16 protein-coding genes and 13 tRNA genes are annotated in these 13,004 nt (G+C 40.9%); 28 read left to right on the top strand and 1 reads right to left on the bottom strand.

Features of this window, described 5'->3' with window-relative positions; all coding sequences use genetic code 11:
- The first annotated feature begins 8 nt into the window (after positions 1-8).
- The 14 genes from acpS (at position 9) to ACXAEO_RS00080 (ending at position 10,910) form a co-directional block, all read left to right on the top strand.
- Positions 9-371, top strand: a complete 363-nt coding sequence (acpS, locus tag ACXAEO_RS00145) for a holo-ACP synthase (RefSeq protein WP_474876866.1) — start codon at positions 9-11, stop codon at positions 369-371.
- Positions 372-470: 99 nt separating this feature from the next.
- Entirely contained in the window at positions 471-1,481 is a 1,011-nt protein-coding gene (locus ACXAEO_RS00140) for a LolA family protein (protein WP_474876658.1), read from the top strand.
- 119 nt (positions 1,482-1,600) lie between these two features.
- The gene (gene alr / locus ACXAEO_RS00135) at positions 1,601-2,776 is read left to right on the top strand and encodes an alanine racemase (RefSeq protein WP_474876654.1); all 1,176 of its coding nucleotides are present in this window, start codon (positions 1,601-1,603) and stop codon (positions 2,774-2,776) included.
- A gap of 188 nt (positions 2,777-2,964) precedes the next feature.
- Entirely contained in the window at positions 2,965-3,246 is a 282-nt protein-coding gene (locus ACXAEO_RS00130; protein WP_474876652.1) for a CopG family ribbon-helix-helix protein, read from the top strand.
- Between the two features lie 4 nt (positions 3,247-3,250).
- On the top strand, positions 3,251-3,601 hold the full coding sequence (gene ndoA, locus ACXAEO_RS00125) for a type II toxin-antitoxin system endoribonuclease NdoA (RefSeq protein ID WP_474876650.1): 351 nt from the start codon (positions 3,251-3,253) through the stop codon (positions 3,599-3,601).
- 160 nt (positions 3,602-3,761) lie between these two features.
- Positions 3,762-4,580, top strand: coding sequence for an STAS domain-containing protein (locus tag ACXAEO_RS00120; protein ID WP_474876647.1), 819 nt, complete (start codon positions 3,762-3,764; stop codon positions 4,578-4,580).
- Between the two features lie 2 nt (positions 4,581-4,582).
- On the top strand, positions 4,583-4,939 hold the full coding sequence (locus tag ACXAEO_RS00115; protein ID WP_474876644.1) for an STAS domain-containing protein: 357 nt from the start codon (positions 4,583-4,585) through the stop codon (positions 4,937-4,939).
- Positions 4,940-4,941: 2 nt separating this feature from the next.
- The gene (locus ACXAEO_RS00110) at positions 4,942-5,343 is read left to right on the top strand and encodes an anti-sigma regulatory factor (RefSeq protein ID WP_474876641.1); all 402 of its coding nucleotides are present in this window, start codon (positions 4,942-4,944) and stop codon (positions 5,341-5,343) included.
- Positions 5,344-5,356: 13 nt separating this feature from the next.
- Positions 5,357-6,367: a PP2C family protein-serine/threonine phosphatase gene (locus ACXAEO_RS00105; protein ID WP_474876639.1), complete on the top strand. Its 1,011-nt coding sequence runs from the start codon at positions 5,357-5,359 to the stop codon at positions 6,365-6,367.
- Between the two features lie 54 nt (positions 6,368-6,421).
- Positions 6,422-6,754, top strand: a complete 333-nt coding sequence (locus ACXAEO_RS00100; protein ID WP_474876635.1) for an anti-sigma factor antagonist — start codon at positions 6,422-6,424, stop codon at positions 6,752-6,754.
- On the top strand, positions 6,751-7,233 hold the full coding sequence (gene rsbW, locus ACXAEO_RS00095) for an anti-sigma B factor RsbW (RefSeq protein WP_474876632.1): 483 nt from the start codon (positions 6,751-6,753) through the stop codon (positions 7,231-7,233). The genes ACXAEO_RS00100 and rsbW overlap by 4 nt, the downstream gene beginning before the upstream one ends.
- On the top strand, positions 7,199-7,993 hold the full coding sequence (gene sigB, locus ACXAEO_RS00090) for an RNA polymerase sigma factor SigB (protein WP_474876629.1): 795 nt from the start codon (positions 7,199-7,201) through the stop codon (positions 7,991-7,993). Before rsbW ends, sigB begins: the two co-directional genes overlap by 35 nt.
- Entirely contained in the window at positions 7,990-8,601 is a 612-nt protein-coding gene (locus ACXAEO_RS00085) for a PP2C family serine/threonine-protein phosphatase (RefSeq protein ID WP_474876625.1), read from the top strand. The genes sigB and ACXAEO_RS00085 overlap by 4 nt, the downstream gene beginning before the upstream one ends.
- 146 nt (positions 8,602-8,747) lie before the next feature.
- Positions 8,748-10,910, top strand: coding sequence for a Tex family protein (locus ACXAEO_RS00080; protein WP_474876864.1), 2,163 nt, complete (start codon positions 8,748-8,750; stop codon positions 10,908-10,910).
- A 31-nt stretch (positions 10,911-10,941) separates the two neighbouring features.
- Here ACXAEO_RS00080 and cmpA read toward each other — a convergent pair whose 3' ends face one another.
- A complete protein-coding gene (gene cmpA / locus ACXAEO_RS00075) occupies positions 10,942-11,055 on the bottom strand; it encodes a cortex morphogenetic protein CmpA (RefSeq protein WP_474876862.1) in 114 nt (37 codons plus the stop codon).
- A gap of 161 nt (positions 11,056-11,216) precedes the next feature.
- Here cmpA and ACXAEO_RS00070 point away from each other — a divergent pair, with 161 nt between their 5' ends.
- From ACXAEO_RS00070 to ACXAEO_RS00005, 14 genes are all read left to right on the top strand, one after another.
- Positions 11,217-11,672 carry a SprT family protein gene (locus tag ACXAEO_RS00070; protein WP_474876623.1) on the top strand — a complete coding sequence of 152 codons (456 nt, stop codon included), beginning with the start codon at positions 11,217-11,219 and terminating at the stop codon, positions 11,670-11,672.
- 124 nt (positions 11,673-11,796) lie between these two features.
- A tRNA-Asn gene (locus tag ACXAEO_RS00065) sits at positions 11,797-11,871 on the top strand.
- 3 nt (positions 11,872-11,874) lie between these two features.
- Positions 11,875-11,965: transfer RNA gene (locus tag ACXAEO_RS00060), tRNA-Ser, on the top strand.
- A 1-nt stretch (position 11,966) separates the two neighbouring features.
- Positions 11,967-12,038, top strand: a tRNA-Glu gene (locus tag ACXAEO_RS00055).
- A 32-nt stretch (positions 12,039-12,070) separates the two neighbouring features.
- A tRNA-Val gene (locus tag ACXAEO_RS00050) sits at positions 12,071-12,146 on the top strand.
- Positions 12,147-12,157: 11 nt separating this feature from the next.
- Positions 12,158-12,234, top strand: a tRNA-Met gene (locus ACXAEO_RS00045).
- A 17-nt stretch (positions 12,235-12,251) separates the two neighbouring features.
- A tRNA-Asp gene (locus ACXAEO_RS00040) sits at positions 12,252-12,327 on the top strand.
- Positions 12,328-12,341: 14 nt separating this feature from the next.
- Positions 12,342-12,416: transfer RNA gene (locus ACXAEO_RS00035), tRNA-Gln, on the top strand.
- Between the two features lie 5 nt (positions 12,417-12,421).
- Positions 12,422-12,497 (top strand) — tRNA-Lys (locus tag ACXAEO_RS00030).
- A gap of 10 nt (positions 12,498-12,507) precedes the next feature.
- Positions 12,508-12,589, top strand: a tRNA-Leu gene (locus tag ACXAEO_RS00025).
- Between the two features lie 14 nt (positions 12,590-12,603).
- A tRNA-Leu gene (locus tag ACXAEO_RS00020) sits at positions 12,604-12,689 on the top strand.
- Positions 12,690-12,746: 57 nt separating this feature from the next.
- Positions 12,747-12,823 (top strand) — tRNA-Arg (locus ACXAEO_RS00015).
- A gap of 5 nt (positions 12,824-12,828) precedes the next feature.
- Positions 12,829-12,905, top strand: a tRNA-Pro gene (locus tag ACXAEO_RS00010).
- A gap of 16 nt (positions 12,906-12,921) precedes the next feature.
- Positions 12,922-12,995: transfer RNA gene (locus ACXAEO_RS00005), tRNA-Gly, on the top strand.
- Positions 12,996-13,004 lie beyond the last annotated feature (9 nt).

Below are 13,004 nucleotides of genomic sequence, written 5' to 3'. Positions count from 1 at the left end.
TGGGGAAATTGATTAAAGGAATTGGGATAGATATTGTTGAGATTAAGAGAATCGAACGTATTTTCGAGCGGCAGCAAGCGTTTGCGGATCGTATTCTTGGAGAAAAGGAAAAAATATATTATGAGCAGTTATCTTCTCCGCGGAAAATTGAGTTTTTAGCGGGCAGGTTTGCTGCGAAAGAAGCCTATGCGAAAGCGTTAGGAACCGGAATTGGGGAACATGTAAGCTTTCAAGATATTCAAGTCGAGTATGGTGAGTATGGTAAGCCGTTTATTCCTTCGCCAGATAGTCATACGGCTGTTCATTTGTCCATTTCTCATAGTGAGGAATACGCAGTGGCACAAGTAATTATTGAAAGCCTGTCAAGCTAGTCTGCATATTCACAGTCCTTGTCTCATATATTCATATTGCAGATGGAAGAGCGTTATGGACTCTTCAACAATAAGAATAGAGGCAAAGGGGTTGAGAGAATGAGGAAAGTGCTGGGCGGCTTCTTAAGTTGCTTTTTTATGCTTTTTTTAATAACAGGATGCGGAGAGAAAAGCCAGGAAGACGTAAAAAATGCATTAGATGCCAAGCTTGAAGAGATGACAGGTTATAAAGCGAGTGCCAACATGATGTTAAAAACGGGGAAAGAATCTCAAGTTTATGAGGTTGAAGTATGGCACAGCAAGCCATCTTATTATCGTGTGAACTTGAAGAATGCAGCGAAAGACCAAAGTCAAATGATTTTGCGCAATGATGAAGGAGTGTTTGTATTAACGCCAGCTTTAAATAAAAGCTTCCGTTTTCAAAGCGATTGGCCGCAAAACAGCAGTCAAGCTTATTTATATGAGTCATTGGCCAAAGACATTTTAGACGACAAGGAAGCAGTGTTCAAAGCAGAGAAGGATTCCTATGTATTTGAAACGAAAACGAATTATCAAAACAGTGCGATGTTGCCAAAACAAGAAATTACATTGGATAAAAAGAATTTAACGCCTCGCCTTGTTAAAATTATGGATACGGATGCGAATGTCGTCATTGAAATTGAATTTTCGAAGGTGGAGTTGAATGCTAAATTCGACAAAGGGGCTTTTGATACAAAACGTAATATGACTGGAGCTCAAATGGAAGTACCAACACTTGCTCAAAATACAGAACAACCGTTTGAAATTAAAGTGCCAACCAATACACCAGAAGGCACCGCTCTTGTTGAACAAAAAGAAATGAAGACGTCTAGTGGCAAACGGGTAATTTTGACGTATGGAGGCGAGAAAACCTTCACGCTCATTCAAGAACGCGCCCTCGTCAAGGAGACGGCTGCTGCTACGTTTGTAGACGGTGAACCTGTCGATTTAGGGTATGCGATTGGAGTTCTTTCTAATCAATCATTAACATGGTCTTACGAAGGAGTCGACTTCATGGTTGCTTCCAATGATTTAACGCAAGCGGAAATGATCATGGTAGCTCGTTCAATGGAAGGGCAAATGTCTAAATAAGGCGGATGGCGACAGGCTCAAGTGTGATTTTTGAGCCTGTTATTTTTCTTTCTATGTATTATACTAAAAACGCGGCATATTCTTTATAATGGCTCGGAAAGAAGGAAGTGGATACAGAAATGGACTCATTTTACCGTGATACATGGGTGGAAGTAAACTTAGATCATATTGCATATAACATTCGGTCCGTTAGGGCGGTTTTACCGGATCAACAGCATCTTATCGCGGTAGTCAAGGCAAATGCTTATGGACATGGTGACGATCAAGTAGCGCGAGTAGCGATTGAAGAAGGAGCCGATATGCTGGCTGTTGCGTTTTTGGATGAAGCCATTGCGTTAAGGAGTAAGGAAATTCGTCACCCTATTCTTGTTTTAGGTGCAGTTTCTCCTCTTTATATACAGGAGGCGTCCCGTGCAGGGGTGCGTTTGACCATCTATAGTGTCGATTGGCTGGAAGAAGCGGTGAAACAATGCGCTCATTTGTCATCTCCGTTATATGTTCATTTAAAAATAGATACGGGAATGGGGCGCCTTGGTGTTCGTTCATCAGAAGAAATGGAAAGGATTGCGCGATTGCTGCAGGAGCATACCAATATTGTGCTAGAGGGCATCTTTACTCATTTTGCGACGGCGGATGAACTGGATAATCAAAAATATATGGAGCAATGCCGTTTATTTAAAAAAAGGATTGAACAGTTAAAAGTAAGCGGATTGAGCCCGCTCTATATTCATAGTGCTAATAGCGCCGCTTTGCTGCGATTCCCTCAAGAGATGTGTAATACAGTGAGGGTTGGCATTGCGATGTACGGTTTAAGCCCTTCTGAAGATATCAAACCTTTGTTGCCATTTCCTTTAAAAGAGGCCTTTTCTTTGCATAGTCGAATAGTTCATGTAAAGAAGGTCCAAAAGGGTGAAACGATTAGTTACGGGGCGACTTATAAAGCGAAGCAAGATGAATGGATTGGTACCGTTCCGATTGGATATGCAGATGGATGGATTCGTGGCATGAAAGATTTTCAAGTGCTTGTAGGTGGACAATTTGTCCCGATTGTAGGCAGAGTCTGTATGGACCAGCTGATGGTTCGACTTCCGCATGAATACGTGCCGGGGCAACAAGTGACATTGATTGGACGACAGGCAGATAAGGAAATTTCCGTTGATGACGTGGCTGTCCATATGAATACCATCAATTACGAAGTGCCTTGTTTAATTTCTTATAGGGTTCCTCGGCTCTTTATTCGAGATGGTGCTGTAGCAGATGGGAAAAACTATCTCCTATCTTCCAACTTGTTTTAAAGTGTCGATAAAATCCAACATTGTGATATTTTTGATTCTTTTTTGACGAATCATGCATAAAAGAAGGCTGGAAATGACGATAATAGTTGAGGAATTAAGAGAATGACCTTTGCAGAAGCCATAATCGGTGTTATTATAAATTTAGGTGAGATTATTGGTGTGTGTATTGATGGTGGAGGTGTATGTTTGTGTCTGAAGCGAGCGCAACTACAGAAATTTTGGTTCGATTACCACAAAATCTATTGTCAGAGTTAGATGTGATTGTGAAGCAGGAGAACGGAAACCGCAGTGAATTTATTTATCAAGCGACAAAGATGTATCTTCGGGAGCGAAAAAAGCGCCAGATTCGTGAATCGATGAGAAGAGGGTACATGGAAATGGCTAAAATAAATTTAAACATCGCATCTGAAGCCTTCTTAGCAGAGTATGAAGCAGATCACACCGTAGAACGCTTAGTTAGCGGGGGGTAATGGTTTGGTAGTTAAGCGAGGCGACGTGTATTTTGCTGATTTATCCCCAGTTGTGGGTTCCGAGCAAGGAGGCGTTCGCCCTGTACTCATTATTCAAAATGATATCGGAAATCGCTTTAGCCCGACGGTAATTGTAGCAGCCATTACTGCTCAAATACAAAAGGCGAAGCTTCCTACTCATGTGGAAATTGATGCAAAAAAATATGGTTTCGAACGGGATTCAGTCATTTTACTTGAACAAATAAGAACAATCGACAAACAACGATTAACTGATAAAATCACTCATCTTGATGATGAAATGATGGAAAAAGTGGATGAAGCACTCCAAATCAGTTTAGGATTGATTGATTTTTAACCTTATAAGCCATTAATAAAGAAAGCTGCTCGAGCAAGAGCGGCTTTTTTTATTTGACGAAGAAACTAGGATAAATTTATAGTGGAGAAAGAAGTGATTTCTGTTATTAACTTTTAGTTAAACAGAACAGCGAGACGTCCGTATGATAAAGGAGGAAATTATGAATCATCAATTACGTGATTATATTCAAAACCATAAAGCAGAGATTTTCGAAAACTGGTTACAAGCGATGGAATCCAATGAACTCGAACGGATTAAAAGCATTATATCTGAGCAAGTGTATATGAATATGAGTTCTGATTTCGTCAACCTCATTTTAGTCCATGCGGCACATTCAACGGAAACGTTTTGGGAAGAGATGGAGGATTTTGTAGAGCGCGTCGTAAGGTTAGGGTGGCCTCTTAGTTATTTAACAAGCGGTGCTCAAACGATTAGTAAAGTAGTATTTGAAGGTTTCACAGAGAAAGAGACTATGATCAGCAAGGAATTGGTATCTGAATTCGATCGCTGGTTGACTCCTATCCACACAAAGTTAGTTGACCTTTATTCTAACTCTTGGGAAAATACCATTATGCTTCAAAAAGTCGCGTTGCAAGAGTTATCAGCACCGCTCATCCCGGTTTTTGATAAAATCACCGTTATGCCTCTTGTTGGAACAATTGATACAGACCGGGCAAAAAAAATAATGGAAAACCTCCTTCAGGGAGTGGTAAAGCATCGCTCACAAGTCGTTTTAATTGATATTACCGGTGTACCTGTCGTGGATACGATGGTCGCTCATCATATTATTCAGGCTGCAGAAGCTGTTCGCCTAGTTGGTGCTCAATGTCTTCTTGTTGGTATACGTCCTGAAATCGCCCAGACAATTGTTAATCTTGGGATTAATTTGAATCAAATCATTACGAAAAATTCGTTGAAAAAGGGGATAGAAGATGCTTTGGCGATGACAAATCGCAAAATTGTGGAAGTGGAGGAATAAAGATGAGAATACCTATTTTAAAACTTCATGACTATTTATTAGTGTCTATACAGTGGGAGTTGGATGACCAAACAGCTATTCAATTTCAAGAAGACCTATTAAATAAAATTCACCAAACAGGTGCTAAAGGGGTAGTAATTGACTTAACGTCTATTGATATGATTGACTCTTTTATTGCCAAAGTATTAGGTGATGTCGTCAGTATGTCGAACTTAATGGGAGCAAAAGTAGTACTAACAGGAATTCAGCCGGCTGTAGCGATTACATTAATTGAGTTAGGAATAGGATTAAATGACGTTCTTACGGCCCTTGATTTAGAACAAGGTTTGGAAAAACTCCAAGCGGAATTGGGGGAATGAGAATGGAATTTCAATCCTGCGTAAAAATTGTTACGGAGTGGGACATTGTTGCTGCAAGACAGCTTGGGCGGAATGTCTCAAAAGAACTAGGGTTTGGTACAGTAGATCAAGCGCGCATTACAACAGCGATTTCTGAGTTGGCTCGTAATATTTATTTGTACGCTGGCAAAGGGAATGTCTGTATAGAGAAAATAAACCGTATGGGGAAACGGGGACTGCTAATTATTGCTTCTGATGAGGGACCTGGGATTGCGGACATTCGTAAAGTGATGGAAGACGGCTATACAACATCTGGTGGATTAGGCGCAGGGTTGCCTGGAGTGAAACGCTTAATGGATGAGTTTGAAATCGAATCGACTGTAGGGGAAGGGACAGAAATCAAAGCAATTAAGTGGCTCCGTTAGGAGGACATAAATCATGAGTTTTCATGAAGAGATGAAGGAGTTATATAAAGATATTTTAGAAAGTTACGTTCAAACTCCGAATGAACAAGTGCTTTATCAAGGGCAAAAGTTAAGTAGGAAGTCTTTGGAGAGTGAGATAGCACCAGAGGATATTGTGAGTATTCATAAAGAAGTCATTGAAGAAATTCATCCTGATATTCCGGAACGTGTGCTTCATTCGTTAGATTTTCTATTAGAAATTATGATTAGTTATGGATTAGCTTTAAGAGAACATCAAACCTTGAGAACGAAACAGAAAGAATTGGATTCGGAGATTGAAGTTGCTGTCAATGTTCAGCAGCAATTGCTCGGTACATCGGTGCCGGTCGTCTCTTCAGTAGACATTGGAGCGATTAGCGTACCAGCTAAGAAAATGAGCGGCGACTATTATCATTTTGTGAAAGATGAAAATGATCGCGTGAATATTGCTATTGCAGATGTTATTGGTAAAGGGATTCCTGCAGCGATGTGTATGTCGATGATTAAGTACGCGATGGACAGCTTGCCTGAGTCAAGAAAAAATCCAAGTTATGTATTGGAAAATTTGAATCGAATTGTGGAAAAAAACGTAGATCCAAGTATGTTTATTACAATGTTTTATGGCACATACGATCCGGCGCTCCATCTTTTTCACTATGCATCTGCTGGGCATGAACCTGGATTTTACTATTCATCTAAAGAAGACCGATTTTATGATTTAGAAGCGAAAGGGCTGGTTCTTGGAATTGACTGCAATGTGAAATATGCTCAGTACGAAAAAGAGCTTTGTCCTGATGATATGGTCATTCTTCTTACGGATGGAGTTACAGAATGTCGCATTGATGAACAGTTTCTCGAACGAGAGGACATCATCGAATTGATAAGAAAGTATATGCACTTATCAGCCCAAGAATTGGTTGAGGCCATTTATAAAGAATTAGAAAAAGTGCAAAATTTCCAATTAAGGGATGATTTTACGCTAATCGTTTTAAAAAGATTAGTTTAAGTTATCTAAGGGCGGGTAATGAAAAGATAGTATAAAGTTCGAGGGGGAAATGGCATGAATTTAAAAATAGACATTCAACAAACAGACCAGCAAGTTTATGTGGCACTTGCTGGTGAAATAGATGCATATACAGCACCAGAGCTAAAGGGGAAACTAATGAGCATGACCGAACAGGATCATCCTCATATTGTTGTAGATTTTAAGGGAGTTTCATATATGGACAGTACCGGCCTTGGGGTTTTCATTGGTCTTCTAAAATCAATCAAGAAAACAGAAGGTTCTTTGAAATTTGTTGGGGTATCTGATCGTCTGAAACGGCTGTTTGATATTACAGGATTAACGGATATTTTAAATTTAAATTCTCAAATAGAAGGTGGCGTAAAATGAAACAAGCGTACGACTTTGTAGAGATGAAAATTCCGGCTAAGCCAGAGTATGTGGCAATCGTTAGGCTGACCTTGTCGGGTGTAGCCAATCGCATGAGCTTTTCTTATGATGATATTGAAGACATGAAAATTGCCCTCAGTGAAGCATGTACTAATGCTGTACAACATGCGTATAAAGAGAAAGATGGTGAAGTGACAATCGGGTTTGGTCTGTTTGAAGATCGGTTGGAAATTATGGTGGCAGACCAAGGGGCAAGCTTCGATTTTGAGCGTTTAAAGCAAAAGATCGGACCTTATGAAACATCACAGGAAGTCGAACACCTTCCAGAAGGTGGCTTAGGCTTATATTTAATTAACACGTTAATGGATGATGTTAAGATGATGACATCTCAAGGGAGTACCGTGTTAATGATAAAGTATCTACAGAGAGAGCAGGTGGAGAGTGATGGAAATACAGTCTCAACCTACGAAACTAACTAAAGAAGAGGTCTTGAGTCTGATCGAGCAATTTCAATTAAATCAATCAGAACAGGCTCAGAGTAGGCTTGTTCTTCACTATAAAAACTTGGTCGAATCTATTGCCCGCCGTTACTCAAAAGGGAGTTCTTTGCATGAGGACATTGTTCAAGTTGGGATGATTGGGTTATTAGGAGCTATTCGTCGTTATGATGTTTCTTTTGGCAGAAATTTCGAATCGTTTGCGATTCCGACAATTATTGGGGAAATTAAACGCTTTTTGCGAGACAAAACGTGGAGTGTGCATGTGCCAAGGAGAATTAAGGAACTTGGTCCGAAAATTAAGGCTGCGGTTGAAGAGTTGACAAATAAACTGCAACGTTCACCTCAAGTTCGAGAGATTGCTGAATTTTTAGAAGTGACGGAGGAAGAAGTGCTAGAAACGATGGAAATGGGGCAAAGTTATCAAGCTTTATCTGTCGACCATTCGATTGAAGCAGATTCTGAAGGAAGTACGGTCACCATTTTAGATTTGGTAGGAGAAAAAGAAGTTGGTTATGAAAGAACAGATCAACGTCTAGTTCTAGAGAAAATTTTGCATGTTTTAACAGAGCGAGAGCGAGCGATTATCCGTTGTACATTTATGGAAAATTTAAGTCAAAAAGATACAGGTGAAAAACTTGGAATTTCTCAAATGCATGTGTCTCGTTTGCAACGAAGGGCCTTAGAAAAATTGAAGAATGCGGCTCAAGCGGATTCCGCCAGCATGGAGTACATGTCGTGACAGAAAAAGGGCAAACCGTTAAGACGCAAATTGAAACATTTCAACAAGCTAAAAAAGGAAACATCCATTGTGGAGACAGCTTCTACGTTAAAGAAAATGACGACTATTTACTTTGTGTTGTAGCAGACGGGCTCGGCAGTGGAGAGCACGCAATGCTTGCTTCTTCCTCCATTACAGACACAGTGAGAAAACATGCGGATGACAGTGTAGATGAATTGATGGTTAAATGCAATGAAGCGGTAAGAAATACAAGGGGAGCGGCTGTGGCGATTTTAAAGTTTTATAAGCGTACATATGAGTTTGCTTATAATAACGTGGGGAATATTCGTTTCTATTTGTATTCTCCTGAAGGTATACTCACATATCCGCTGCCTATAAAGGGTTTTTTGTCAGGGAAACTTCAACAGAGCTTTCGAACGCAGACTTTTACGTTCCATCCGGATTCTCGCTTTTTAATTCATACAGATGGACTGGAATTAAAAGAAGTGAAGTCGATGTTTGCTAGGTCTGTCTCAATTGAGCGACTATCATCTGAACTGCAACGTTCCATCGCTTCAGCTCCAGCGAAGGATGATGTTACGTACGTGATTGGTTATTTACAACCATAGATATCAAGCTAGTTCAAACCCGTGTATGCTAACGGGTTTTTTTGTTGAACATTTTCACATATGAACAAGGGATTTGGAGTAGCGAGGGGAAATGGTAAAATAGAAAACATTAAGCGTTTGAAGGAGGAGTTTGTTTGACTGTAGGAATGAAGCAACGAGATTTTTTATTAAAATCTGCTGCAGATGAATTGAAAATCGATGTAAAAAAAATAGAGAGTGTTATCTCCTTACTTGAGGGAGGGAATACAGTCCCGTTTATCGCCCGTTACCGTAAAGAGCAAACAGGAGCTTTAGATGAAGTGCAAATTCGGGCGATATCTGAAAGTTGGACGTATTTATTAAACCTTCAAAACCGTAAAGAAGAAGTCATACGGTTGATTGACGAACAGCAAAAACTGACTCCTGATCTTCAAAAGAACATCAACCAAGCAACGAAACTTCAACAAGTAGAGGATTTGTATCGTCCGTATAAACAAAAAAGGCGAACAAAAGCGACGGTGGCGAAAGAAAAGGGGTTAGAACCCTTTGCGAAATGGATGATGACGTTTCCTTTAGGAGAGGATGTTTACGTAAAAGCACAGACGTTCATTTCGAATGAAGCGAAAGTTTTATCCGAAGATGATGCTATTCAGGGAGCAGTAGATATTATTGCGGAAAACATTTCGGATGATCCGGTCTTTCGTCAATGGATTAGAGGCGAGACTTTTCGAAAAGGGAAAATCGTTTCAGTTGTGAAAAATAAAGAAAAGGATGAGAAAAATGTCTATGAAATGTATTACGAGTATGAAGAATCAATTGGAAAGATTGTTCCTCACCGTATTTTAGCGATGAATCGAGGAGAAAAGGAAGACATTTTAAGGGTGTCTATCATAGCTCCAACTGAATCGATGGTGCAGTATTTACATAAAAAGATTGTGAAAACGGAATCGTCTTCTGTGGCTGTTTGGGTAAAGAAGGCTGCGGAGGAAGCGTATAAACGTTTAATTGAACCTTCTGTTGAACGGGAAATTCGAAAGGAGCTATCAGAGAAAGCAGAAGAACGTGCCATTCATATTTTCTCTGAAAACTTAAAGAATCTTTTGCTTCAGCCTCCTTTAAAAGGAAAAATGGTGTTGGGGGTCGACCCTGCCTATCGTACAGGATGTAAACTGGCGTTAGTCGATGAAACAGGGAAGATGCTTGCTGTTGATGTTATTTATCCTCACCCGCCTGTTAATAAGGCAAAGGAAGCTCAAGAGAAGATGCTATCAATCCTTAAGCAATATAAAGTAGAGATTGTGGCTGTAGGAAATGGGACAGCTTCAAGAGAAACGGAACAATTTGTAGCAGATACGTTAAGGTTAGTCGATAGAGATATTCTGTATTTAATCGTCAATGAAGCGGGAGCAAGTGTGTACTCGGCTTCTGACCTGGCAAGAGAAGAGTTTCCTCAGTTACAAGTAGAAGAAAGAAGTGCGGTGTCCATTGCAAGAAGGCTTCAGGACCCACTAGCGGAGTTGGTGAAGATTGACCCGAAGTCTGTAGGAGTTGGCCAATATCAACATGATGTCTCGCAAAAGAAATTGAGTGAATCGCTTCATTTTGTGGTAGAAACCGCAGTTAACCAAGTTGGGGTTAATGTAAATACAGCTTCAGCTTCTCTGTTGCAATATGTAGCGGGTCTTAATAAAACCGTTGCTCAAAATATTGTGAAATACCGAGAGGAAAATGGGAAGTTTACTACGCGCAAAGAGTTAAAAAATATTCCCCGTTTAGGTGCGAAAACATATGAGCAATGTATCGGATTTTTACGGATTGTAGATGGTGAACAACCGCTGGACCGAACAAGTATTCACCCTGAAAGTTATTCTCATGTTCAACAACTGTTAAATGAGCTTGGTTTTTCCGTCCGAGATTTAGGGGGAGAATCTCTTAAACAACAACTAGAAGAGTTGAATAAAGAAGAGACCGCTCGTAAATTAAATGTTGGAGTCTTAACTCTTAAAGATATTATTGGTGCCTTAATTCAACCTGGAAGAGACCCGCGTGATGATTTACCAACACCATTGCTTAAAAAAGATATCTTACAGCTAGAGGATTTATCGAAAGGGTTAGAACTTGAGGGAACTGTTCGTAATGTAGTAGACTTTGGAGTTTTTGTAGATATAGGTGTAAAGCAAGATGGGTTAGTTCATATTTCTAAATTAAGCCGCAGTTATGTCAAAAATCCATTAGATGTTGTATCCGTTGGAGATTTAGTGACAGTATGGGTAGAAGATGTGGATGTTAAAAAAGGAAGAGTATCGCTTTCAATGGTACGGGACGCTTAGTCTTTTTATCTTGAGAAAGAAGCGCTGCTTATTAAGAGCAGTGCTTCTTTCTGTAAAAAAACCAGCATTGGTTTAATACTTTAATTTGGTAACGATCTTTTTTGTAATAGGCTCGTTTCATTTGGTTTTGAAGCCAGTTGGGCATAGACATAATTGTATCTCCCCTTTTCACACGATGTAGTATAAAATTGTATGCGAATTAGGCTAGTCATGTTCTTAAAAATAAAGTGGTTTTTGCATTGGATGGATTGGGAGAGAGGGTGTGTCATGTTCAAAAGGCAGGTTAACGCTAGGGAGGAGAATGGATTGAATGATGAACAACTTCAACATTTAGTTGAAAGTATATCTATAAAATATTTTGGGAAAAGGTTTGAACATAGAGCCTACTTTAATAATCGTCTGCGTACAACAGGTGGTCGTTATTTATTGGCATCTCACAATATTGAGGTGAACAGACGGTATTATGAACAACAAGGACTAGAAGGGATTGAAGGAATTATTAAACATGAGTTGTGTCATTATCACCTTCATATAGAAGGAAGAGGATACAAACATAGCGATCGGGAGTTTAGAGAGTTGATGCAACAGGTCGGTGCCCCGAGGTTTTGTATGCCGCTTGTGAAAGAGCATGCTCGAAAGCAAACGTTTCATTATTATGAGTGTGAAGCGTGTAGTTATATTTATTCAAGGCGCAGGCGAGTGGATGTGAAACGATACGTATGCGGGAAATGTAAAGGTTGTTTGAAAAAAATCGAAAAATGATATTGACTCGAAATGATCTATTATGGTAAATTAATAAAGCCGTCGTTGTTAAGACGGAATTTCAAAAAACTGATTGACAATGTAGACAAATTGTTGTATCATAATAAAAGTCTTATCAAGTCATTCCACAGTAGCTCAGTGGTAGAGCAATCGGCTGTTAACCGATCGGTCGTAGGTTCGAGTCCTACCTGTGGAGCCATACAGAGAAGTACCCAAGTGGCTCAAGGGGCTCCCCTGCTAAGGGAGTAGATCGCTAACGCGGTGCGAGGGTTCGAATCCCTTCTTCTCTGCCACGGCCCGTTGGTCAAGCGGTTAAGACACCGCCCTTTCACGGCGGTAACACGGGTTCGAATCCCGTACGGGTCATATCGATTTGCAGATTGAATAATCTGCATTATGGAGGATTAGCTCAGCTGGGAGAGCACCTGCCTTACAAGCAGGGGGTCGGCGGTTCGATCCCGTCATCCTCCACCATTTTAAATTATCGCGGGGTGGAGCAGTCTGGTAGCTCGTCGGGCTCATAACCCGAAGGTCGCAGGTTCAAATCCTGTCCCCGCAACCAAATTATTTTATATGTGTGGTCCCGTGGTGTAGTGGTTAACATGCCTGCCTGTCACGCAGGAGATCGCGGGTTCGAGTCCCGTCGGGACCGCCATTTATTTTTAAGGATGGGCTATAGCCAAGCGGTAAGGCAACGGACTTTGACTCCGTCATGCGTTGGTTCGAATCCAGCTAGCCCAGCCATTTACGAGCCATTAGCTCAGTCGGTAGAGCATCTGACTTTTAATCAGAGGGTCGAAGGTTCGAGTCCTTCATGGCTCACCATTTATATCATGCGGGTGTGGCGGAATTGGCAGACGCACCAGACTTAGGATCTGGCGCCGCAAGGCGTGGGGGTTCAAGTCCCTTCACCCGCACTCTTGACTAACATGCGGTCGTGGCGGAACGGCAGACGCGCTAGGTTGAGGGCCTAGTGGGGGCAACCCCGTGGAGGTTCAAGTCCTCTCGGCCGCACCAAAAAAACTATTGACTTTATAAATTAGAAGTGATAAGATTGTAAAGTCGCTAAAAAACGCGCCCGTAGCTCAATTGGATAGAGCGTCTGACTACGGATCAGAAGGTTATGGGTTCGACTCCTGTCGGGCGCGCCATATATCGGGGAGTAGCTCAGCTTGGTAGAGCACTTGGTTTGGGACCAAGGGGTCGCAGGTTCGAATCCTGTCTTCCCGACCATTTTTCAAAAGAATATGCGGGTGTAGTTTAATGGTAAAACCTCAGCCTTCCAAGCTGATGTCGTGGGTTCGATTCCCATCACCCGCTCCATTATAACAA

This window comes from Bacillus sp. ABA4_010, from assembly GCF_056159105.1.
This window is presented reverse-complemented; position numbering and strand designations above follow the sequence as displayed.

What these genes read in the sequence shown, in the direction of transcription:
- ACXAEO_RS00140 (WP_474876658.1), top strand. Translation starts at nt 471, where the DNA reads ATGAGGAAAGTGCTGGGCGGCTTCTTAAGTTGCTTTTTTATGCTTTTT.
- alr (WP_474876654.1), top strand. Translation starts at nt 1,601, where the DNA reads ATGGACTCATTTTACCGTGATACATGGGTGGAAGTAAACTTAGATCAT.
- ACXAEO_RS00120 (WP_474876647.1), top strand. Translation starts at nt 3,762, where the DNA reads ATGAATCATCAATTACGTGATTATATTCAAAACCATAAAGCAGAGATT.
- ACXAEO_RS00115 (WP_474876644.1), top strand. Translation starts at nt 4,583, where the DNA reads ATGAGAATACCTATTTTAAAACTTCATGACTATTTATTAGTGTCTATA.
- ACXAEO_RS00110 (WP_474876641.1), top strand. Translation starts at nt 4,942, where the DNA reads ATGGAATTTCAATCCTGCGTAAAAATTGTTACGGAGTGGGACATTGTT.
- ACXAEO_RS00105 (WP_474876639.1), top strand. Translation starts at nt 5,357, where the DNA reads ATGAGTTTTCATGAAGAGATGAAGGAGTTATATAAAGATATTTTAGAA.
- ACXAEO_RS00100 (WP_474876635.1), top strand. Translation starts at nt 6,422, where the DNA reads ATGAATTTAAAAATAGACATTCAACAAACAGACCAGCAAGTTTATGTG.
- rsbW (WP_474876632.1), top strand. Translation starts at nt 6,751, where the DNA reads ATGAAACAAGCGTACGACTTTGTAGAGATGAAAATTCCGGCTAAGCCA.
- sigB (WP_474876629.1), top strand. Translation starts at nt 7,199, where the DNA reads ATGGAAATACAGTCTCAACCTACGAAACTAACTAAAGAAGAGGTCTTG.
- ACXAEO_RS00080 (WP_474876864.1), top strand. Translation starts at nt 8,748, where the DNA reads ATGAAGCAACGAGATTTTTTATTAAAATCTGCTGCAGATGAATTGAAA.
- cmpA (WP_474876862.1), bottom strand. Translation starts at nt 11,055, where the DNA reads ATGCCCAACTGGCTTCAAAACCAAATGAAACGAGCCTATTACAAAAAA.